The following is a 21122-nucleotide window of genomic DNA, read 5'->3' as shown; positions in this document are numbered from 1 at the left end:
ATTGCCCGCACGCGACCGGGAGGGCTGCCGGGCACCCGGTGACCCTGCCTACGACGACCGGCGCATGATCTTCGAGCCCAGCCACACCAAGGGGTCGTACTTGCGGTCCGCGGCCCGTTCCTTCAAGGGGATCAGGGCGTTGTCCGTGATCTTGATGCCTTCGGGGCAGACCTCCGTGCAGCACTTGGTGATGTTGCAGTAGCCCAGGCCGTGTTCGTCCTGGGCGGTCGACTTGCGGTCCAGGCCGGTCTCGGCGGCGGCGTCGAGGGGATGCATGTCCAGTTCCGCCACCCGCATCAGGAACCGCGGGCCCGCGAAGGCCGGCTTGTTCTCCTCGTGGTCACGGACGACATGGCAGGTGTCCTGGCACAGGAAGCACTCGATGCACTTGCGGAACTCCTGCGAGCGGTCCACGTCCTCCTGCATCATCCGGTACTCGCCTGGACCGAGGCCCTCCGGCGGCACGAAGGCGGGCACCTGACGGGCCTTGTCGTAGTTGAAGCCGACGTCCGTGACCAGGTCGCGGACCACCGGGAACGCCCGCAGCGGCGTCACCGTGATCGTCTCCTCCCGGTCGAACACCGACATGCGCGTCATGCACAGCAGCCGCGGCCGCCCGTTGATCTCGGCGGAGCACGAACCGCACTTGCCCGCCTTGCAGTTCCAGCGGACGGCCAGGTCGGGGGCCTGCGTGGCCTGGAGGCGATGGATGATGTCCAGCACCACCTCGCCGTCGTTCACCTCGACCTCGAAGTCCTCCAGGCCGCCGCCCCCCACATCGCCCCGCCACACCTTGAATCGGGCCTCGTAGCTGCTCACTGGTACAGCTCCTCTTCGGCGAGGTACTTGACCAGCTCCTCCTTGTCGAAGAGAGCGAGCAGGTCGGGGCGGACGGGGCCGGTGGTCTCCCGCAGGAGGGTGATCTGGCCGCGCTCAGGGTCGGTGGCCGCCAGGCCGCCCGTCGGATCGGCCAGCCGGCACAGCAGGTTGATGTTGCGCCACTTGCGGTCCATCGTCGGGTGGTCCTCGCGGGTGTGGCCGCCCCGCGACTCCGTGCGCTCCAGCGCCGCCCGCGCCACGCACTCGCTGACCAGCAGCATGTTGCGCAGGTCCAGCGCGAGGTGCCAGCCGGGGTTGAACTGGCGGTGGCCCTCGACGCCGGCCCGGCGGGCCCGTACTCGCAGCTCCGCCAGTTTCCGCAGGGCCTGCTCCATCTCGGCCTCGCGGCGGATGATGCCGACGAGGTCGTTCATGGTCTGCTGGAGTTCCTGGTGGAGGGTGTACGGGTTCTCCGGCGGGCGCCCGTCGTCCTCGCCCCCGACCGGGCCCTCCGCCGAGAAGGGGCGAAGCGCCTCCGCTGCCGCCGCGTCCACCTCCAGGTCGCTGACCTCGGGGCGTTCGAAGGCCCGCGCGGCCGCGTACTCGGCGGCGTGCCAGCCCGCCCGGCGGCCGAAGACCAGCAGGTCGGACAGCGAGTTCCCGCCGAGCCGGTTCGAGCCGTGCATGCCTCCGGCCACCTCACCCGCCGCGTACAGTCCGGGCACCCCGCGCGCCGCCGCCGTGTCCGACTCGACCGCGATGCCGCCCATGACGTAATGGCAGGTCGGTCCGACCTCCATCGCCTCCGCCGTGATGTCGACGTCGGCCAGCTCCTTGAACTGGTGGTACATGGAGGGCAGGCGGCGGCGGATGACCTCCGCCGGCATCCGGGTCGAGACGTCCAGGAACACACCGCCGTGCGGGGAGCCGCGACCCGCCTTCACCTCGGAGTTGATCGCCCGCGCCACCTCGTCACGGGGGAGCAGCTCGGGGGGCCGCCGGTTGTTGTCCGGGTCCTCGTACCAGCGGTCGCCCTCCTCCTCCGACTCGGCGTACTTCTCCTTGAAGACGTCGGGGACGTAGTCGAACATGAACCGCTTGCCCTCGGAGTTGCGCAGCACCCCTCCGTCGCCGCGCACCGACTCCGTGACCAGGATCCCCTTCACCGACGGCGGCCAGACCATGCCCGTCGGGTGGAACTGCACGAACTCCATGTTCAGCAGGGGCGCCCCGGCGAGCAGGGCCAGTGCGTGGCCGTCGCCCGTGTACTCCCACGAGTTCGAGGTCACCTTGAAGGACTTGCCGATGCCGCCCGTCGCGATGACGACGGCGGGAGCCTCCAGGACGAAGAAGCGGCCAGTCTCGCGGTCGTAGGCGAAGACCCCCGCGACCCGGCTGCCCGCGGCGGAGCCGTCGGACTCGCTCTTGAGGATCCGCGTGACCGTGCACTCCTGGTAGACCTTCAGCCGGGACTCGTAGTCCCCGGTCTCCTTCTTGTCCTCCTGCTGGAGCGCGACGATCTTCTGCTGGAGGGTGCGGATCAGCTCCAGACCGGTGCGGTCACCGACGTGCGCGAGACGCGGGTACTCGTGGCCGCCGAAGTTGCGCTGCGAGATCCGGCCGTCCTTCGTACGGTCGAAGAGCGCGCCCCAGGTCTCCAGCTCCCACACCCGCTCCGGCGCCTCCTGGGCGTGCAGCTCGGCCATCCGCCACTGGTTGAGGAACTTTCCGCCGCGCATGGTGTCGCGGAAGTGGACCTGCCAGTTGTCGTGCTCGTTGGCGTTGGCCATGGCCGCCGCGATGCCGCCCTCGGCCATCACGGTGTGCGCCTTGCCGAACAGCGACTTGCAGATCACGGCCGTACGGGCGCCGCGCTCACGCGCCTCGATCGCCGCTCGCAGGCCCGCCCCGCCGGCGCCGACCACGACGACGTCCCACTCCTGCCGTTCGACCACGGACATTGGTTTCAGTCCCCACTCAATCTAGAAGAAGCGCGGATCGTCGAAGACCCCGGACGCGACGAGATAGACGTAGAAGTCGGCGAGCGCCACGCTCACCAGCGATGTCCAGGCGAGCAGCATGTGGCGGGCGTTCAGCTTCCCGATCCACCGCCACATCCGGTAGCGCACCGGATGCTTGGAGAAGTGCTTGAGCTTGCCGCCGACGATGTGCCGGCAGGAGTGACAGGAGAGGGTGTACGCCCAGATCAGCACGATGTTGACGAGGAAGACGAGGGTGCCGAGGCCCATGTGGCCCCACTCGTAGTTCTCGTCGCGGAAGGCGAGCACCGTGTCGTACGTCAGGATCCCGGCGACCGGGATCGCGGCGTAGAAGAAGTACCGGTGGATGTTCTGCAGGATCAGCGGGAAGCGGGTCTCACCGGTGTACTTCTTGTGCGGTTCCGCCACCGCGCAGGCCGGGGGCGACATCCAGAAGCCGCGGTAGTAGGCCTTGCGGTAGTAGTAGCAGGTCAGCCGGAAGCCGAGCGGGAAGATCAGGATGATGATCGCGGGGGAGATGCCCCACCAGCTCCCGAAGAGCTCCCAGTTGGGACCGGCGCGCATGGGCTCGCAGTTCTCCGCCAGACAGGGCGAGTAGAACGGCGAGACGTACGGCGCCGCGTAGTAGTCCGCGTTGGCGAAGGCCCGCCAGGTGGAGTACACGATGAACGCCAGCAGACCGGCCGCGGTGGCGGCCGGGGCCAGCCACCAGCGGTCGGTCCGCAGGTGCGGGGCGGTGATCGCGGCCCGCGTACCGGTGCGTACGCCGCCGCTGTTCAGATGGGGTTCCGTACCAGTGGCCAATGCTGACTCCGGTCGGGTCAGGGGGAGGGATCAGGGGGCGCGGCGGTCCCGGGCGCCGAGACCCTCGTCGTCCGTGTCGATCCACAGAGAGTCGTCGTACGGCGTGTCGGGGATGGTGACGAGTTCCGATTTGCGCTGCGCGGCGGGGCTCTGGGCCGCTTCCCGCAGCAGCGCGACGCTCTCGCGCAGATGGTTGGCGTCCGTCCGGACGCGTCGCATCTCCAGCCCGGCCGTGCCGAGCTGCTTCTCCAGCCGGCCCACGGACCGGTACAGGTCGTCGAGGCAGCGCTGGACAGCTGTCAGGTCGTCTTGCACGGACATGACGTGACCTCACTTCCGTGGGCCGTGCGGCCCTGGGTGGCAACGTTCATGCGCCTGCGAGTGTTGCGCGTCACACCTGCCGATGTGAAGGCATGTGCAGCGATTGGCGGATTGCACACCTGTGACGCACGCCCGCACGCGCTCTGTGTACGCCGGGGGAGCCGAGAGGGAGTGCGGGGGTGCGTTGCTCCACACGGGTGGCCCTGTGCGTCCCCGCCGCCGTGTCGTCTCCGCCTGGCGAACCCTTTCCTCTTCAGTGGGGTGCCTTAGATCTGATCAACTCCAAAATACCGCCAAACGTGATCAGAACGCACTAATTGTCACCGGCGGGAGCCACTCCCCGGAGGTACGCAGTGATGTCCCACGACGGCACCGGAACCAGGCCCTCCCGCGCGGTCATGCGCTCGGTCGCCTTCCTCACCGCCGGCGGGCTCGCGATGACCGTGCTGTCCGGATGCAGCGACCCGGATCCGGCCGGGAAGCCGCTGGCCGAACAGGACATCGCACCGGCCGCGCGGGCCGAGATCGCCGACGGCGGCACCCTGCGATGGGCCGTGGACGCCCTGCCGGAGACCCTGAACACCTTCCAGTCGGACGCCGACGCCACCACCACCCGGATCGCGCAGGCCACCCTGCCCTCGATGTTCCGGCTCGACGGCAACGGGCGTCCGGAGCGCAACCCGGACTTCCTGGAGTCCGCCAAGATCGTCGAGACCGAGCCCAAGCAGGTCATCCTGTACAAGCTCAACCAGCAGGCCGTCTGGAGCGACGGCCGGGAGATCGGCGCCGCCGACTTCGCCGCCCAGTGGCGGGCCCTGTCCGGCAAGGACAGCGCGTACTGGACCGCCCGCAACGCCGGGTACGACCGGATCGAGAAGATCGAGCGCGGCAAGGGCGACCTGGAGGTCCGCGTCACCTTCGCGCGGCCGTACGCCGACTGGCGCTCGCTGTTCTCGCCGCTGTACCCGAAGGAGGTCATGGGCACGCCGGACACCTTCAACGACGGGGCGCGCAAGAAGCTGAAGATCAGCGCCGGGCCGTTCACCCTGAAGAAGATCGACCGCAAGGACGACGAGGTCCTGCTCACCCGCAATCCGCGCTGGTGGGGGCAGCGGGCGAAGCTGCACGAGATCGTCCTGCGGGCCGTACCGCGTGCAGAGCGGGCCGCCGAGCTGGCCGCCGGCCGTCTCGACCTGGCCGAGATCGACCCCGCGGCGGCCCGGCGCATCGCCCTGGCCGCACCGCTCCGCGCCGCGAGCCCCGGCGCCTCCGGGACGCCGCTGATGGGCCCGGACCACCGCAGGAAGACTCCCGGGCAGCGGCGGGACGCTACGGCGTTCAAGGGCTTCGAGGTACGCAAGTCGCTGGAACCGGCGTACACCCAGCTCGCCCTCAACGGCGCCGACGGCCCGCTCGCCGACGAACGGGTGCGACGGGCCGTGGCCCGTGCGCTCGACCGCGAGGAACTGGCGAAGCTGGTCCTGGCCCCGCTGGGCCTGCCCGCGGAGCCGGTCGGCAGCCATCTCGCGCTCTCCGGCCAGGCCGCGTACGCCGACAACAGCGGCGCGATCGGCGGCCAGGACACGAAGGAGGCGCAGGCGCTGCTCGCGGATGCCGGGTGGGTGGAGGGCGGGCCGGTCAAGGAGAAGAAGAAGGGGGAGAAGGCGGCCGGGGCGGAGGGGAAGAAGGCCGGGAAGGGCGAGGACGGGGAGAAGGCCCGGAACACCGAGAAGGACGGGACGGGCGAGGACGGGGAGAGGGCGAAGAAGCCCGAGAAGGGCGAGGACGGGGGACAGGCGAAGAAGCCCGAGAAGGGCGAGGAAGAGGAAAGCGAGAAGGGCGGCAAGGCCGACAAGGGGTCGGACGCCGCCCGCGGGGACGACGGGACGTACGTCGTCGGCGAGGACAACAAGGCGGGCGCCGGCGACGGGCGTCCGGGGGAGCATCTCGCCCAGGACGGCAAGCAGTACGGCAGCAGTCAGCTCCAGCAGGGCGGGGCACCCGGTGCCTACGCCCCGCAGGGCACCGCCGCCCCGGCGGGAGCGGCGGCGCGGCCACTGGCCAAGGACGGCAAGGCGCTGGTGCTGCGGTTCGTGGTGCCGTCGGGTGAGGGGTCCCGGACGCTGCGCACGGTGGCGGACCGGATCGGGGTGATGCTGGAGCGGATCGGCATCCGTACCGAGGTCACCAAGGTCTCGGACGAGAGCTACTTCAAGGACCACATCGCCTCCGGCCAGTACGACCTCGCCCTCTACTCCTGGCCCGCGTCCGCCTTCCCGGCCACCGACGCCCGGCCCATCTACGCCAAGCCGGTGCCGGCCGCCGACGGCTCCCTGAACGTGGAGCAGAACTACACCCGGGTCGGTACCGACCAGGTCGACCAGCTCTTCGACCAGGCGGTGTCCACGCTCGACGAGTCCGAGTCCCGCTCCCTGATCCGCAAGGCCGACTCCCGCATCTGGGCGGCGGCCGGCTCGATCCCGCTCTACCAGCGCCCCCAGCTGACCGCGGCGAGGAAGAACGTCGCCAACGCGGGCGCCTTCGGCTTCGAGACGCCGGTGTACGAGGACATGGGTTTCCTGAAGAAGGGCGCGAAGCCGTCGGGGAGCGCGTCGGCCGAGTAACGGAGAGCGGTCGCTCTGCGACGCCGGGCCACCGTTCTCGGTCCGTCCGGCGTCCGAGGACGAGGCCCGTTCGGAGTCCGAGGACGAGGCCCGTTCGGGGCCGCAGCGGGGGCCTGCGGGCCGCGGGCCCCGGCGTGGGCCGGAAAAGGGGCTCCAACCCCGCACTGACCTGCGCCGAAGGATCCCGCCAAGCCCCTACGGCGGCGGCCCCGTACCATGGGGTGAGGCCGTGGCATGTTCCGCCCGGCAGGGCCCGCGTAACACAGACGTGCGCAGCAGGGCCGTCCACACACTCCGGGAGTACGCCGCAATATGGCTGTGACTGCAACGCGTCACGACATCCGCAACGTCGCCATCGTCGCCCACGTCGACCACGGCAAGACCACCATCGTCGACGGCATGCTGAAGCAGGCCGGTGCCTTCGCCGCCCACCAGCTCGACTCCGTCGACGACCGCATGATGGACTCGAACGACCTGGAGCGTGAGAAGGGCATCACGATCCTCGCCAAGAACACGGCGGTGAAGTACCACCCCAAGGACGGCGGGGAGCCCATCACGATCAACATCATCGACACCCCCGGCCACGCCGACTTCGGTGGTGAGGTCGAGCGCGGTCTGTCGATGGTGGACGGTGTCGTGCTGCTCGTCGACGCCTCCGAGGGGCCGCTGCCCCAGACCCGCTTCGTGCTGCGCAAGGCGCTCCAGGCCCGTCTGCCGATCATCCTGTGCATCAACAAGACGGACCGCCCCGACGCCCGCATCGACGAGGTCGTGAACGAGACCTACGACCTCTTCCTCGACCTGGACGCCGACGAGGAGCAGATCGAGTTCCCGATCGTCTACGCCTGCGGCCGTGACGGCATCGCGTCGCTCACCAAGCCGGAGGACGGGACCGTCCCGGCCGACTCCACGAGCCTGGAGCCGTTCTTCTCCACCATCCTGGAGCACATCCCGGCCCCGACCTACGACGAGGAGGCCCCGCTCCAGGCCCACGTCACCAACCTCGACGCCGACAACTTCCTCGGCCGTATCGCGCTGCTGCGCGTGCACCAGGGCGAGCTGAAGAAGGGCCAGACGGTCGCGTGGATGAAGCGCGACGGCTCGGTCAGCAACGTGCGCATCAGCGAGCTGATGATGACCGAGGCGCTGACCCGCAAGCCGGCGGAGGTGGCGGGCCCCGGTGACATCTGCGCCGTCGCCGGTATCCCGGACATCATGATCGGTGAGACCCTCGCCGACACCGAGAACCCGGTCCCGCTGCCCCTGATCACGGTCGACGAGCCCGCGATCTCCATGGTCATCGGCACCAACACCTCCCCGCTGGTCGGCCGCGGCGGCACCGGCAAGGGCGCCGACGCGAAGGCGGCCGTCAAGGACCGCAAGGTCACCGCCCGCCAGGTCAAGGACCGCCTCGACCGCGAGCTGATCGGTAACGTCAGCCTCCGTGTCCTCGACACCGAACGGCCGGACGCCTGGGAGGTGCAGGGCCGCGGTGAGCTGGCGCTGGCCATCCTGGTCGAGCAGATGCGCCGCGAGGGCTTCGAGCTGACCATCGGCAAGCCGCAGGTCGTCACCAAGGACGTGGACGGCAAGGTCTACGAGCCCGTCGAGCGCATGACCATCGACGTGCCCGAGGAGCACATGGGCGCCGTCACCCAGCTGATGGGTGTCCGCAAGGGCCGTATGGACAACATGTCCAACCACGGCTCCGGCTGGGTGCGCATGGAGTTCGTGGTGCCGTCCCGCGGTCTGATCGGCTTCCGGACCGAGTTCCTGACCCAGACCCGCGGCACCGGCATCGGCCACTCCATCCACGAGGGCTTCGAGCCCTGGTTCGGCACCCTGACGACCCGTAACAACGGCTCGCTGGTCGCCGACCGCGCCGGTGCCGTCACCGCCTTCGCGATGACGAACCTCCAGGAGCGCGGCGTGCTGTTCGTCGAGCCCGGCACCGAGGTGTACGAGGGCATGATCGTCGGCGAGAACTCGCGCGCCGACGACATGGACGTCAACATCACCAAGGAGAAGAAGCTCACCAACATGCGGTCGTCCACGGCCGATGTCGCCGAGTCGATCGTCCCGCCGCGCAAGCTGTCGTTGGAGCAGTCCCTGGAGTTCTGCCGCGACGACGAGTGCGTGGAGGTCACCCCGGAGGCGGTGCGCATCCGCAAGGTGAACCTGGACGCCCGCGAGCGCGCCCGCGCCGCGAGCCGCGCCAAGCACGGCTGAGCATCGCGCACTTGAGCCCGGGCTCCCCCTTCATGGGGGAGCCCGGGCTTTTTGCAAGCCGTTTTCTGTGGCCGGGACTCGCCCCTCTGTCCGAAATGCGGAGATCCTCGCACGATAGGCACGTAACACGTCCGTTTCGCGGCCTTCTCCCCGCAAACGCTTTGTCCGGATTTTGGAAGATCCGGCGGCGAGCTGTGACTGAATTGAGATTTAAAGACGGTGGTCGGTAGTTGGCGCATGGCAGATAGTTAGCGGCAGCGCTCGGGTCAATGGGTCTCGCACTGTGGGGACAGTGCCCGACTCACGAGCAATGGGGGTTGCCTGATCCTCCGTCAGGGGTGTCGGAGGGAGAGGCGCACCACCTCCTACGCGCGTCCGGCTGCGGCCTTCCGCAAGCCTCGCTTTGGCATACCCATACCAGCGAAACGGACGAAACGTGACAAGTCGTATCGGTATTGAGGGCGGCGGGACCTTGGTCGTCGCGGACGGCGAACCACCTCCGGCACAGGCCGAGGACGAACAGTTCGTCGGACGCTCTCCCGGCCGGCTGATGTGGATCCGCTTCACACGCGACCGCACCGGTGTGATCTCGGCCTACGTCGTCATCTTCTTCTTCCTGATCGGCCTGCTCGCCCCGGTGATCTCCTGGCTGTACGGCAAGGACCCGTACACCGTGTACGCCGACGAACGCCCCGAGCTGTTCGACAGCGCGGGCGTGCCGGTGCAGCCCAACGGCGGGATCAGCGCGGAGTTCTGGTTCGGCCTGGAACCCGGCAACGGATACGACGTCTTCACCAAGCTGCTCTACGGCATCAGGACCTCGCTGGGCATCTCGGTCGCGGTCACGCTCGCGACCGTGCTCACCGGGATCGTCCTCGGTGTCACGGCGGGCTATATGGGCGGCAGGACCGACTACTGGATCAGCCGGGTCATCGACTTCCTCCTCGCCTTCCCGGCCCAGCTGTTCTTCATCGCCAGCATGCCGGTCGTGGTCTCGCTCTTCGTCAGCCCGCGCGACGAGACCCCCGTCTACGTCCGGGTGGTCGCCCTCATCCTTGTGATGTGGTTCCTGGGCTGGATGAGTCTCGGGAGGATCCTCAGAGGCACCACACTCGCCCTGCGGGAACGGGAGTTCATCGAGGCGGCCAAGGTCAGCGGGGCCCCGCCGTGGCGGATCATCCGCAAGGAGATCCTGCCGAACGTGGTCACCCCGATCCTCGTGCAGGGCACCTACATGCTCCCCAACTTCGTCACCGCCGAGGCCGGTCTGTCCTTCCTCGGCGTGGGCATCGTCGAACCGACGCCGGACTGGGGGCAGATGTTCTCCAAGGCGTCCACCGAGCTCGTGATGCAGAACGACATCACCTACATGTTCTTCCCCGGCATCTCGATGATCATCTTCATCGTCGCGTTCAACCTGCTCGGGGACTCCGTCAGGGACGCCTTCGACCCCAAGACGGCCCGCTGACGCAGCGCTCGGCACCTCGCACTTCTTACCAGGCACTTCGCACCTCGTACCAGGCAATTCGTACTTGGCACATCGCACTTGGCACTTCCTTGGCACTGTGACACACAGATGGGTGGGAACTGAGTGATGAGTAGGGGCGGACGCCACGCATACGCGGCGATCTCGGTGCTCGCGGCCGGCGCACTCGTGCTGACCGGGTGCAGCGAGGGCGGCAGCAAGGGCGGTGGCGACGACAAGAAGCAGCAGGAGAACGCCGAACGGCAGCAGTCGTCCATCGACTTCGGGGACGCCGCGGCCTCCAAGGGGCCGGCGGCCGACGTCCCCGGCGCCAAACCCGGCGGCACCATCTCGGTGCTGGCCCGGGACAGTTACGCCCACCTGGACCCGGCCCAGATCTACGTCCAGGACGAGATGGCCGTCTCCCAGCTGCTGCACAGAGGGCTGACCGGCTACAAGGCGACCAGCAACGACGGAAGCAGGCACGAGGTCGTCGGTGACCTCGCCACCGACTCCGGGACCACCAGCGACGGCGGCAAGACCTGGAAGTTCACGCTGAAGGACGGCATCAAGTTCGAGGACGGCTCCGCGATCACCTCGGCCGACGTACGCCACACCTTCGAGCGACAGTTCGCGTCCTTCATCAACCAGGGCCCGCCGTACATCCAGCAGTGGCTGGCCGACACCCCGGGCGCGGACTACCGCAAGCTGCTGCCGGACGGCCCCTTCAAGGGCAAGCACCTGCCGGACAGCATCCTGGAGACACCGGACGAGAAAACGGTCGTCTTCAAGTTCAAGAAGCCGCATCCCGACCTGCCGTACGCCCTCGCCATGACGGGGTACGCCGTCGTCTCCCAGAAGGGCGACACCAAGGCCAAGTACGACAAGGACCCGGTGGCCACCGGCCCGTACAAGATTCAGGAGTTCAAGTCGGGCAAGTCCATGGTGCTGGTGAAGAACACCAACTGGGACCCGGCCACGGACCCGCTGCGCCACCAGTACGTGGACCGGTTCACCATCACCTTCAACCAGCAGTTCGAGGACTCCACCAAGGCGCTCCTCGCCGACACCGGCAGTGACCGGGCCGGCGTCAGCTTCAGCAACCAGGTGGACGCGGGCAATCTGTCCAAGGTCCTGAACGACCCGAAGATGAAGTCCCGTACGGTCTCCGGCTACCAGCCGTACGTGGGCCAGATGAACATCAACATGAGCCACCCGGAGATGAAGGACCTCAAGGTCCGCCAGGCCATCGCCCACGCCCTTCCGATCACACCGTTCGTGCGTGCCTACGGCGGCACCGACGCGATGGAGGTCGCGGGCGGCATCATCAGCCCGACCGTCAGCGGCTACGACGCCTCCTTCGACCCGTTCGGCAAGAGGAAGAAGCCCGCGGGTGACCCGGCCAAGGCCAAGAAGCTGCTCGAAGAGGCCGGCAAGGTCGGCCTGAAGCTGACCTTCGGCTACATCAACACCCCCGAGGGGCAGCAGTACTCGACCGCCATGGCGGCGGGCCTGGAGAAGGCCGGCTTCGACGTCCAGCGCCAGGAGATCCCGGCCGAGACCTTCTACGACCAGGTCAGCCAGCTGGACAACAACTACGACATCTTCCACACCGCCTGGGGGGCCGACTGGCCGTCCGCCTCGACCGTGATCCCGCCGCTGTACGACGGACGCGGGATCGCCGAGGGCGCCCAGAACTACTCCCAGGTCAACGACCCCAAGGTCAACAGCGAGATCGACCGGATCAACACCATCACCGACCCGGTCAAGGCCGCGGCGGAGTGGGGGAAGCTCAACGAGTACCTGCTCACCAAGGTGGTCAACGTGGTACCGACCGCCTACTACAAGCAGGTCCAGATCGCCGGTTCCAAGATCGGCGGCCTGGTCTACGACGACATCATCGCCGGCGTCGACCCGCGCCGCCTGTACGTCAAGTAACCCGCCCTCCGGCACCCGGTGCGTCCGCCCCTCACCGGGGTTCGCGCACCGGGTGCCGCCCGGCCCGCCGACGTCTGGGAGCTGCCTGCCATGCTGCGCTTTTTGGTCCGCCGGTCCCTCGGCGCCGTCGTCATCCTCTTCCTGCTGAGCATCGTCACGTTCCTGCTGTTCTTCGGAATGCCGCGTGACCCGGCGCTCCTGATGTGCGGCAAGACGTGCACCCCGGCCAACCTGGAGAACCTGCACCGGGTCCTCGGCCTCGACAAGCCGATCCCCGAGCAGTACTGGATCTTCCTCACCAACCTCGTCACGGGCAGCGACGACTTCGCCCAGGGCCCCTGCCCGGCCCCCTGCTTCGGGTACTCGTACCACTCCAACGAGCAGGTCTGGGGCACCCTGATGGACCGGCTGCCCACCACGCTGTCGCTCACCCTCGGCGGGGCGGTCTGCTTCCTGATCGTCGGCCTGGGCACCGGACTCGTCGCCGCCTGGAAGCGCGGCACGTTCGTCGACAAGACCTTCACGGCCGGCGCCATGGTGATCAGCTCGATGCAGATCTACTTCCTCGGCCCACTGGCGCTGGCGATCCTCGTCTACCAGACCCACATCTTCGACAAGCCCGCCTACAACGAGTTCACCGAGAACCCGGCCGCCTGGTTCGGGGGCCTGATCATCCCGTGGGTGGTGCTGTCGACGATCTTCGCCTCGCAGTACACCCGTATGTCCCGCTCCTCGATGATCGAGCAGCTCCAGGAGGAACACGTCCGCACCGCCCGCGCCAAGGGCATGTCCAGACGGTACGTGTTCTTCCGCTACGCCTGGCGCGGATCGCTGATCCCCGTCGTCACCATCTTCGGCATCGACCTCGGCTCGCTGCTCGGCGGTGCCATCATCACGGAGTACACCTTCGGGCTCCCGGGACTCGGCCGGCTGGCGGTGGAATCGGTGTTCTTCAGCGATCTGCCGCTGCTGCTGGGGGTGATGCTGTTCTCCGCCACCATGATCCTGCTCTGCAACATCGTCGTCGACGCCGCGTACGCCTTCATCGACCCGCGGGTACGCCTGGCCTAGGCCCCGACGGGGAATCGTTCCAGCGGTACTGCTGATTGGGAGCACTGACGTGAGCACTCTGACCAAGGAGGCCGGCGCCCCGGTCCCGGCCGACGCGGACGCGTTCCTCTCGGTACGGGACCTGCACGTCAGCTTCAGGACCGAGGACGGAGTCGTACGGGCCGTGGAGGGGCTCTCCTTCGACCTGGAGCGGGGCAGGACGCTGGGCATCGTGGGCGAGTCCGGCTCGGGGAAGTCGGTGACCAACCTGACCGTCCTCGGGCTGCACAACCCGATGTTCACCACCGTGGAGGGCGAGATCCTGCTGGACGGGCAGGAGTTGACGACCGCCCGGGAGTCCGAACTGGAGAAGCTGCGCGGCAACAAGGTCGCCATGATCTTCCAGGACCCGCTCACCGCCCTGTCCCCGTACTACACGGTGGGCCGCCAGATCGCCGAGCCGTACATGAAGCACATGCGCGCCTCGAAGAAGGCGGCCTGGGAGCGGGCGGTGGAGATGCTGGGGAAGGTAGGCATCCCCAACCCCGGCCAGCGGGCGAAGGACTATCCCCACCAGTTCTCCGGCGGTATGCGGCAACGCGCGATGATCGCGATGGCGCTGGTCTGCGACCCGGACCTGCTGATCGCCGACGAGCCGACCACCGCTCTCGACGTCACCGTCCAGGCGCAGATCCTGGACCTGCTGAAGGACCTGCAGCAGGAGTTCGGCTCGGCGATCATCTTCATCACGCACGACCTCGGGGTCATCGCGGACATGGCCGACGACATCATGGTGATGTACGCGGGCGGCGCGGTGGAGCGCGGCACGGTCGACGAGGTGCTGAGGGCGCCGCAACACCCGTACACCTGGGGCCTGCTGAACTCCATGCCGCGGCTGGACTCGGACCCGCACGCCCCGCTCAACCCCATCCCGGGCACTCCGCCGTCGCTGCTGAAGCCGCCCTCGGGCTGCCGCTTCCACCCCCGCTGCACCTTCCGCGACCGCGTCGGCGGCAACCGCTGTGTCACCGAGATCCCGTCACTCGGTCCGGACCGCTCCTCGGCCTGCCATCTGACGGCAGAGGAGAAACGGACCGTGTTCATCGAAGAGATCAAGCCCCGACTGGGCCAGCAGCGCCCCTGAGGAGGACTACGGACATGACAGAGGACCTCGTCCTCCCCGCTCCCCGCGAGGCCGCCCCCGAGGCTCCCGGCGAACCGCTGCTGGTCGTCGAGAACCTCGTCAAGCACTTCCCGGTCAAGGGCGGCTTCCCGATCCGCCGCACGATCGGTCAGGTGCAGGCGGTGGACGGCATCGACCTCACCGTGCACGTCGGCGAGAGTTTCGGGCTGGTGGGGGAGTCGGGCTGCGGCAAGTCGACGACGGGCCGGCTGATCACCAAGCTGGTGGAGCCGACGGGCGGCAGGATCGAGTACCGCGGCAAGGACATCACCCGTGCCTCACGCAGGCAGCTGGCGCCGATCCGGTCCGAGATCCAGATGATCTTCCAGGACCCGTACTCGTCGCTGAACCCGCGGCAGACGGTCGGCAAGATCATCTCCGGGCCGATGGAGATCAACGACATCAACCCGGCCGGCGGCCGTGAGAAGCGGGTCCGTGAGCTGCTGGAGATCGTGGGCCTGAACCCCGAGCACTTCAACCGCTTCCCGCACGAGTTCTCCGGCGGCCAGCGCCAGCGCATCGGCGTGGCACGGGCGTTGGCGCTGGAGCCGAAGCTGATCGTGGCGGACGAGCCGGTCTCGGCCCTCGACGTCTCCATCCAGGCCCAGGTCGTGAACCTGCTCCAGAAGGTCCAGCAGGAACTGGGTATCGCGTTCCTGTTCATCGCCCACGACCTCGCCGTCGTACGGCACTTCTCGCAGCGCGTCGCGGTCATGTACCTCGGCAAGGTGATCGAGGTCGGCGATCGCGACTCGATCTACACCCGCCCTCGGCACCCCTACACCCACGCCCTGCTCTCCGCGGTGCCCGAGGTGAACGTCGCCGATGAGGACGCGCCCCGGCGGGAGCGGATCCGGCTGGCCGGTGACGTGCCGTCGCCGATCTCGCCGCCCTCCGGCTGCCGCTTCCGCACCCGCTGCTGGAAGGCGCAGGACAAGTGCGCGACCGAGGAACCGCCGCTGATCCAGATCTCCGGCAACCACGCGGGCCATCTGACGGCCTGCCACTTCCCCGAGGAGCCGACCACCGAGGCACGGGACGAGGACATCGTGCTGGACCCGGCGCTGGCGGCGCTGGAGGACCCGGACGCCGGGGACGACTAGGACCGGGCGACTGCGACTGCGACTGCGACTGCCTGCGACTGTGACCGCGACGGGGATGGCGTGGCGCCGGCGACGGCGAGTGCGGCCGGGATGCGAGCGGGGTCGGCGGGGTTTCGGCTGTGCCGCGCACCCGGCCTCCGCCCCGCCGAACGATCAGGACTCCCCGGTGTCCGGGCCCCGTCGGCCCGTCGTGGAGGCGAAGCCCAGCCAGGTGTGCCGGTTGTTCCACCAGCACCAGCCCACCTTGGGCGCGTTGCGGCGCTCGCGGCCGTCCCGTCCGGTGCCGTTGCTGATCCAGATCGCCGGGGTACGGGCGTCCAGGGTGCCGTTGGCCTTGCGCAGCCGGGAGCCGATGGTCATGAAGCAGTGGTTGCGTTCCAGAGCCGTCGGCTGCTGGAGCACCCAGTGGATGCCCTCGGAGAGCAGCAGCGGGGTGCGGTCCTCCTCGGCGAGTGCGGGCAGGGCCTCCTCCGGGCTCCAGTTGGCCATGTGGTCGCCGCGGTCGAGGCCGGTGACGAGGTAGAGCGGCGTGTCGGGGATCTCGACGGCACAGGGCGCGAAGAGGTCGACGTCGGGCATGTCGGTGACGACGAAGCCGGGCTTGTCGTCACGGCGGAGCAGCGGAGCGAGCGCGGAGGCGGGGGCGCGGTCCGGGTGAACGGCGAGAAGGGCGCCCTCGGTGCCCGCGGGAGCCTCGACGGCCTCGGCGAAGGCCCGGAACTCGGCGGCGGACAGCCCCGCCGCCTCGTGCACCCCCAGCTCGATCAGTCGCTCGGCCTGCGCGCTCAGAGCCGGGAGTTCGGGAAGGAAGGTGGAGGTGACGGGCGTGGTCTCGGGCACGTTGCTCCCAGGTATGTGAGTGGACGGACCCAGGGCAAACGACGAGAGCCCCGCGGAACGTTCCCCTCCGCCGTTGCCTCGTCCCGACGGCCGCCGCTCCCACCGGCCGTCCCTACGAAGCCCGCCGTGCCACGATGACGATCTCGGGCGAGGTCGCCGTCAGCGGCCCCCGCTCCCAGTCGCCGTACCGCTCCTCGACGGTGAGGCCGGCTTCGTGGAGGAAGGCCGACAGCGCGTCGGGAGGGAGGAAGCGAAGGGTGGTCCTGCTGACGGCCGGGGCCGGCCAGGCGCCGCAGTCGAAGGTCTCGGTGAAGGTCACCCTGCCTTCCGCGACGGGCTCTTCGACCTCGTGCCACACACGTACGGCACGCCCACCGGAGTCGGTGACCCGGCGCACCCGGTCCGGCCTCCACGTCTCCCAGGCCCGCGCTCCCGGGTTCCGCGTCTCGAAGACGAACCACCCACCGACGCGGAGCGCCTGACGCACGGCGTGCAGGGCGGCCCGCACCTCCTCGTCGCCGAGGAGCACCTGGAACGCGTGCCCGGTCATCACGACGAGGTCGAACTCCGCCCGCCGGCACCGGCTGCGCAGATCCCCGAGCACCCACTCCACATCGCTGCCGTGCCGCCGCGCCTGAACCAGCATGGCGGCGGCGGGGTCGAGTCCCACGAGCCGCCCGGGGTGCCCGGCGGCCCTGGCCTCCCGCAGCAGCCGCCCGGTCCCGCAGCCGACGTCGAGCACCGCTCCGGCGGACATCACATACCCGAGACAGAAGTCGTCACCCGCTCCCCACGGGTTGAGGACGTCGTACAACGCGGCGAGCGACGGATCCGCGAACGACCGATCGACCATCGCGGCAGTCTGTCACAAGGACACCGAACACGCGGGAAAGGATGGGGAGTTGCTGCATCACGTGGAACTGTGGGTGCCGGACTTGGGGCGCGCGGTCGGTTCATGGGGGTGGCTGCTGGAGCGGCTGGGCCATGAACTGCATCAGGACTGGCCGACGGGCCGCAGTTGGCGGGCGGGAAAGACCTACGTCGTGGTCGAGGAGTCCCCCGCGCTGCGCGGCGACCGGCACGACCGGCTGCTGCCCGGACTGAATCATCTCGCCTTCCATGTGCCGGGCGACCGCGGGGAACTCGACGCGCTGGTCGAGGAGGCGCCGCGGCACGGCTGGACGCTGCTCTTCCCGGACCGGCATCCCCATGCGGGTGGGCCGGAGCACTATGCCGCCTACCTGGAGAACACGGACGGCTTCGAGGTGGAGCTGGTGGCCCCGGAAGCCTGAGTCCGACCGCCACCCGGCTTCAGCGCACCACCCGCCCCCGCAGCACGATCCGCCGAGGATGCCGCAGTACGGCCGGCTCCAGCCGCGGATCCGCGTCGTACACGGTGACGTCGGCGAGCCCGCCCTCGACCAGCCCCGGCAGCCTCAGGAAGTCCCGGGCCGCCCAGCTTGCCGCCCCCACCGCCACGTCCGCCGGGAGTCCGGCGGCGATCAGGTGCTCGACCTCGGTGGCGATGTCGCCGAAGGGGGCGCAGTCCGTTCCCGCGAGGACGGTGACGCCGGCGTCGTGGGCCTCGCGGACCCGGCGGACCATGATGCGGTGGCCTTCGTGCCAGAGCCGGCCTCGCGGGTTGTCGATGATCCGGGACGCGCTGCGGGCGAAGGCGGTCAGCGTGGGGACGTAGGCGGCGCCGTGCGCGGCCAGCATCTGAACGCACTCCTCGGGCATCCCCATGCCGTGCTCGATCGAGTCGACGCCCGCCCGCGCCGCGTTGAGCACACCTTGCCCCGACTGGCAGTGCGCGGCGACCCTGCCTCCCGCCGCGTGCACCGCGTCGGTGACGGCGCGCAGCAGCTCGTAGGGGACGGGGTCCGCTTCGAAGTCCCAGTCACCCATCAGCTTGCACCAGCCGTCATGGGCCCCGGCCTCGGCGACGGCCGCGGCGACCAGGTCGTCGGTCACCGTGTGGAAGTCGGCGCTCTTCGACAGCCCCGCCCAGGCGAGCCAGCGCCCGGCGGTGATCATGCGGGGCGTGTCCGGCGCCTCGCGCAGCTCGTCCGGGATCTCGCCGAGCAGCCCGGGGAACCGTAACGCCGTCGTTCCGGCATCCCGGTGCGCGGCGATCTGCTCGGCGAACGCCTCAGGGTCCCAGCGCGCCTCCTCCTGCGACCTAGACCCCGGGTGGGTGTGCACGTCGACGAGCCCGGGAAGCAGGAAACCGCCGTCGGCCACCGTCTCCGTCCCGGCCGACGGGCGGTCGAAGGTGATGCGGTCGCCGAGGATCCAGAGATCCCGGGTGGTGCCGTGGGGGAGTACGGTGCCGCGCAGATGAAGGGCCATCCCGCCAACGTAGGTGAGCGGCCGCGGGCCCGGTCGGGCCGGGGCGGCCGAGCGGGCCTCGACACCGAGCGCCCCCGAGAGCGCCGCCATCGGCCGCCCGGAGCCGCTCTGCGGGACGGCGGCGCCCTGAGGCGACCCTTGCCGAAACGGCGAGGGCCCGTGCCGGCGAGGCACGGGCCCTCCTTCCCCTGGAACCGGACGTTCATGGCTCGGGTCAATGGGCCGGTGAAAGTCCGTTCCGTGAGCGGCGGCTGACGGAAAAGGGGTGTGTCAGGCCGCCGTCTGGGGGTCCTTGGACAGAGCGGCCGCGGGAGCCGCATCGTCGGTCTCCGGGTAGTGGCAGGCGGTCAGGTGACCGGGCTTGTTGCCCTCGACCTGGACCAGCGGCGGGGCCTCGCTCGCGCACTTCTCCGTCGCCTTCCAGCAGCGGGTGCGGAAGGGGCAGCCGGAGGGCGGGTTGATCGGGGACGGCACGTCGCCCTGGAGGCGGATGCGCTCGCGGGCCGGGGTCTCGTCCACGGTCGCCTCGGGTACGGCGGACAGCAGCGCCCGGGTGTAGGGGTGGCGCGGGTTGCCGTACAGGTCGTCGCGGTCGGCGATCTCGACGATCTTGCCGAGGTACATGACCGCGACGCGCTGCGAGAAGTGCCGTACGACGGCGAGGTCGTGGGCGATGAACAGGAACGCGATACCCAGTTCCTGCTGGACCTTCTGGAGCAGGTTCACGACCTGGGCCTGGATGGAGACGTCGAGGGCCGAGACCGGCTCGTCCGCCACGATCAGCTTCGGTTCCAGGGCGAGCGCGCGGGCGACGCCGATGCGCTGGCGCTGGCCGCCGGAGAACTCGTGCGGGAAGCGGTTGAAGTGCTCGGGGTTCAGGCCCACGATCTCCAGCAGCTCACGGACCCGCTTCTCACGGCCGCCGGCCGGGTTGATGTCGTTGATCTCCATCGGCCCGGAGATGATCTTGCCCACCGTCTGCCGCGGGTTCAGCGAGGCGTACGGGTCCTGGAAGATCATCTGGATCTCGGAGCGGATCGGCGCCAGCTGCCTGCGGCCCGCGTGCGTGATGTCCTGGCCGCGGTAGGAGATCTTGCCGCCCGTCGGCTCCAGGAGCCGGGTGATCAGCCGGCCCGTCGTCGACTTGCCGCAGCCCGACTCGCCCACCAGACCGAGGGACTCGCCCTCGGCGACCTGGAAGTCGAGGCCGTCCACGGCCTTGACGGCGCCGACGGTGCGCTTGATCGGGAAGCCGCCCTTGATCGGGAAGTGCTTGGTCAGACCGCTGACGTCCAGGAGCGGTTGCGCGTTGCTCATGATGGTGATGTCCCGTCTCGTGTACGTCAGTGCCGCGAGGCGGCGAAGTCGGCGAAGAGATCCCCCCGCTGCTCCGCGGGGAGGTGGCAGGCGGAGCCCCGGCCGTCCACCACGTCCAGCAGCGGCCGTTCCGTGGAGCACAGCCCGCCCGGGACCTTGTCCACGAAGGCGCACCGCGGGTGGAAGCGGCACCCGGAGGGCGGGTTGAGCAGCGAGGGCGGCGAGCCCGGGATCGGGGTCAGCGGTACGTCGACCGACCCTTCGAGGCTCGGCATGGAGCTCAACAGCCCCACCGTGTACGGGTGCTGGGGGTCGCTCAGCACTTCCTTCTTGGTGCCCCGCTCCACGCACCGGCCGCCGTACATCACCAGCACGTCGTCCGCGATGTCGGCGATGACGCCGAGGTCGTGCGTGATGAAGATGATCGCCGTGCCGAACTCCTGCTGGAGCTCCTTGAGCAGGTCCAGGATCTGGGCCTGCACCGTCACGTCCAGCGCGGTGGTCGGCTCGTCGGCGATCAGCAGCTCGGGGTCGCAGACCAGCGCCATCGCGATCATGGCGCGCTGGCGCATACCGCCGGAGAACTGGTGCGGGTAGTCGTCCACCCGCACGTCCGGTTGGGGGATCCCGACCCGCTTCAGCATCTCGATCGCCCGCGCGCGGGCCTCCTTCTTGGAGGCACCGGTGTGCTTGCGGTACGTCTCGCTGATCTGCGTGCCGATCGTGTGGTACGGCGACAGCGAGGCCAGCGCGTCCTGGAAGATCATGGCCATCTTGTTGCCGCGCAGCCGCTCAAGCTCCTTCTCGGTGGCGGTGAGCAGCTCCTTGCCGTCCAGCAGGATCTCTCCGTCGATCGCGGTGCGGTCGCGGTCGTGCAGGCCGAGGATCGTCAGGTTGGTGACGGACTTGCCGGAGCCCGACTCACCCACGATGCCGAGCGTCTGCCCCTTGGCGAGGTCGAAGGTGAGCCCGTCGACGGCCTTGACGATGCCGTCCTCGGTGGAGAAGTGGACTTTCAGGTCCCTGACGGAGAGGAAGGGCTGCTGATCGGTGCTCGTCACGGGGACGCTCCTGGGG

17 protein-coding genes are annotated in these 21122 nt (G+C 69.3%); 8 read left to right on the top strand and 9 right to left on the bottom strand.

The annotated features are described in order from the left end of the window. Positions 1-48: 48 nt before the first annotated feature. The 4 genes from ACFYNL_RS14980 to ACFYNL_RS14965 are packed head-to-tail and all read right to left on the bottom strand — an operon-like array spanning position 49 to position 3944. Complete coding sequence (locus ACFYNL_RS14980) at positions 49-819, bottom strand: succinate dehydrogenase/fumarate reductase iron-sulfur subunit (RefSeq protein ID WP_388802242.1); 771 nt, start codon at positions 817-819, stop codon at positions 49-51. Then, positions 816-2780 carry a fumarate reductase/succinate dehydrogenase flavoprotein subunit gene (locus ACFYNL_RS14975; protein ID WP_388802239.1) on the bottom strand — a complete coding sequence of 655 codons (1965 nt, stop codon included), beginning with the start codon at positions 2778-2780 and terminating at the stop codon, positions 816-818. The genes ACFYNL_RS14980 and ACFYNL_RS14975 overlap by 4 nt, the downstream gene beginning before the upstream one ends. Positions 2781-2801: 21 nt before the next feature. Continuing rightward, the gene (locus tag ACFYNL_RS14970; RefSeq protein WP_388802237.1) at positions 2802-3623 is read right to left on the bottom strand and encodes a hypothetical protein; all 822 of its coding nucleotides are present in this window, start codon (positions 3621-3623) and stop codon (positions 2802-2804) included. A 30-nt stretch (positions 3624-3653) separates the two neighbouring features. Further along, positions 3654-3944: a hypothetical protein gene (locus ACFYNL_RS14965; protein ID WP_388802234.1), complete on the bottom strand. Its 291-nt coding sequence runs from the start codon at positions 3942-3944 to the stop codon at positions 3654-3656. Positions 3945-4300: 356 nt separating this feature from the next. On the opposite strand from ACFYNL_RS14965, the gene ACFYNL_RS14960 reads away from it, so the two are divergent. From ACFYNL_RS14960 to ACFYNL_RS14930, 7 genes are all read left to right on the top strand, one after another. After that, positions 4301-6568: an ABC transporter family substrate-binding protein gene (locus ACFYNL_RS14960; RefSeq protein WP_388802231.1), complete on the top strand. Its 2268-nt coding sequence runs from the start codon at positions 4301-4303 to the stop codon at positions 6566-6568. A 312-nt stretch (positions 6569-6880) separates the two neighbouring features. Then, on the top strand, positions 6881-8797 hold the full coding sequence (gene typA, locus ACFYNL_RS14955) for a translational GTPase TypA (protein WP_388802228.1): 1917 nt from the start codon (positions 6881-6883) through the stop codon (positions 8795-8797). Between the two features lie 436 nt (positions 8798-9233). After that, on the top strand, positions 9234-10265 hold the full coding sequence (locus tag ACFYNL_RS14950) for an ABC transporter permease (RefSeq protein WP_388802225.1): 1032 nt from the start codon (positions 9234-9236) through the stop codon (positions 10263-10265). Positions 10266-10391: 126 nt separating this feature from the next. Continuing rightward, positions 10392-12200: an ABC transporter substrate-binding protein gene (locus ACFYNL_RS14945; protein WP_388802223.1), complete on the top strand. Its 1809-nt coding sequence runs from the start codon at positions 10392-10394 to the stop codon at positions 12198-12200. Positions 12201-12290: 90 nt separating this feature from the next. Beyond that, positions 12291-13271 carry an ABC transporter permease gene (locus ACFYNL_RS14940; protein WP_388802220.1) on the top strand — a complete coding sequence of 327 codons (981 nt, stop codon included), beginning with the start codon at positions 12291-12293 and terminating at the stop codon, positions 13269-13271. Positions 13272-13320: 49 nt separating this feature from the next. Then, positions 13321-14394, top strand: coding sequence for an ABC transporter ATP-binding protein (locus ACFYNL_RS14935; protein WP_388802217.1), 1074 nt, complete (start codon positions 13321-13323; stop codon positions 14392-14394). 14 nt (positions 14395-14408) lie between these two features. Continuing rightward, positions 14409-15536, top strand: a complete 1128-nt coding sequence (locus ACFYNL_RS14930; protein WP_388802215.1) for an ABC transporter ATP-binding protein — start codon at positions 14409-14411, stop codon at positions 15534-15536. A gap of 153 nt (positions 15537-15689) precedes the next feature. On the opposite strand, the gene ACFYNL_RS14925 is transcribed toward ACFYNL_RS14930, so the two are convergent. Together ACFYNL_RS14925 and ACFYNL_RS14920 are read right to left on the bottom strand one after the other, a co-directional pair. After that, positions 15690-16376, bottom strand: a complete 687-nt coding sequence (locus ACFYNL_RS14925) for a DUF5701 family protein (protein WP_388802212.1) — start codon at positions 16374-16376, stop codon at positions 15690-15692. Positions 16377-16488: 112 nt separating this feature from the next. After that, on the bottom strand, positions 16489-17229 hold the full coding sequence (locus ACFYNL_RS14920) for a class I SAM-dependent methyltransferase (RefSeq protein ID WP_388802209.1): 741 nt from the start codon (positions 17227-17229) through the stop codon (positions 16489-16491). 49 nt (positions 17230-17278) lie between these two features. On the opposite strand from ACFYNL_RS14920, the gene ACFYNL_RS14915 reads away from it, so the two are divergent. Then, positions 17279-17668 carry a VOC family protein gene (locus ACFYNL_RS14915; protein ID WP_388802206.1) on the top strand — a complete coding sequence of 130 codons (390 nt, stop codon included), beginning with the start codon at positions 17279-17281 and terminating at the stop codon, positions 17666-17668. A gap of 19 nt (positions 17669-17687) precedes the next feature. Here the strand turns inward: ACFYNL_RS14915 and ACFYNL_RS14910 are convergent, their stop codons facing one another. The 3 genes from ACFYNL_RS14910 to ACFYNL_RS14900 all read right to left on the bottom strand — a co-directional run bounded on the left by ACFYNL_RS14910 (position 17688) and on the right by ACFYNL_RS14900 (position 21106). Further along, complete coding sequence (locus ACFYNL_RS14910; RefSeq protein WP_388802203.1) at positions 17688-18728, bottom strand: amidohydrolase family protein; 1041 nt, start codon at positions 18726-18728, stop codon at positions 17688-17690. Positions 18729-18998: 270 nt separating this feature from the next. Beyond that, positions 18999-20045 (bottom strand): ABC transporter ATP-binding protein, encoded by a 1047-nt coding sequence (locus ACFYNL_RS14905; RefSeq protein WP_388802200.1) that lies wholly within the window; start codon positions 20043-20045, stop codon positions 18999-19001. Positions 20046-20071: 26 nt separating this feature from the next. Continuing rightward, entirely contained in the window at positions 20072-21106 is a 1035-nt protein-coding gene (locus ACFYNL_RS14900) for an ABC transporter ATP-binding protein (RefSeq protein WP_388802197.1), read from the bottom strand. Positions 21107-21122: the final 16 nt, after the last annotated feature.

The organism is Streptomyces sp. NPDC007808 (genome assembly GCF_042868655.1).
Taxonomy (GTDB): domain Bacteria; phylum Actinomycetota; class Actinomycetes; order Streptomycetales; family Streptomycetaceae; genus Streptomyces.
Note: the sequence above shows the minus strand (reverse complement) of the source record. Positions and strands in the feature narration are given on the sequence as shown.

Bases quoted from the DNA above. Each gene is read 5' to 3' on its own strand.
- ACFYNL_RS14930 (WP_388802215.1), top strand. From the start codon at position 14,409: ATGACAGAGGACCTCGTCCTCCCCGCTCCCCGCGAGGCCGCCCCCGAG.
- ACFYNL_RS14905 (WP_388802200.1), bottom strand. From the start codon at position 20,045: ATGAGCAACGCGCAACCGCTCCTGGACGTCAGCGGTCTGACCAAGCAC.
- ACFYNL_RS14940 (WP_388802220.1), top strand. From the start codon at position 12,291: ATGCTGCGCTTTTTGGTCCGCCGGTCCCTCGGCGCCGTCGTCATCCTC.
- ACFYNL_RS14945 (WP_388802223.1), top strand. From the start codon at position 10,392: ATGAGTAGGGGCGGACGCCACGCATACGCGGCGATCTCGGTGCTCGCG.
- ACFYNL_RS14910 (WP_388802203.1), bottom strand. From the start codon at position 18,728: ATGGCCCTTCATCTGCGCGGCACCGTACTCCCCCACGGCACCACCCGG.
- ACFYNL_RS14975 (WP_388802239.1), bottom strand. From the start codon at position 2,780: ATGTCCGTGGTCGAACGGCAGGAGTGGGACGTCGTCGTGGTCGGCGCC.
- ACFYNL_RS14965 (WP_388802234.1), bottom strand. From the start codon at position 3,944: ATGTCCGTGCAAGACGACCTGACAGCTGTCCAGCGCTGCCTCGACGAC.
- typA (WP_388802228.1), top strand. From the start codon at position 6,881: ATGGCTGTGACTGCAACGCGTCACGACATCCGCAACGTCGCCATCGTC.
- ACFYNL_RS14920 (WP_388802209.1), bottom strand. From the start codon at position 17,229: ATGGTCGATCGGTCGTTCGCGGATCCGTCGCTCGCCGCGTTGTACGAC.
- ACFYNL_RS14960 (WP_388802231.1), top strand. From the start codon at position 4,301: ATGTCCCACGACGGCACCGGAACCAGGCCCTCCCGCGCGGTCATGCGC.